Raw genomic sequence first — 317 nt, 5'->3', positions numbered from 1 at the left:
TAGGTTGGGTGTGTAAGTGCTGTGAGGCATTGAGCTAACCAATACTAATTGCTCGTGAGGCTTGACCATATAACACCAAAGTAGTTTTTAGCTAATAAAAGCTAAAAGACACATAGTACGATTGAAGCTGGTTTACCGCTTGATCCACGTTATTTCAAAATGAATTGTTAAAGATCCAAGCAACGTATTCGCGTGTTTTGGTAGAAGAGTAGAAGAGCTCAAACCGGAACGATACGCCAACCGAATTGCTTGACGATCATAGAGGCGTTGAACCACCTGATCCCATCCCGAACTCAGCAGTGAAAAGCGCCATCGCC

The 317-nt window shown here is 43.5% G+C and carries 1 rRNA gene; it reads left to right on the top strand.

From position 1 onward, the window contains the following. Positions 1-248: 248 nt before the first annotated feature. Positions 249-317, top strand: a 5S ribosomal RNA gene (rrf, locus tag ACXAH2_RS17200); the annotation flags it as partial.

Source organism: Marinomonas sp. ABL3_031, assembly GCF_056161265.1.
This window is presented reverse-complemented; position numbering and strand designations above follow the sequence as displayed.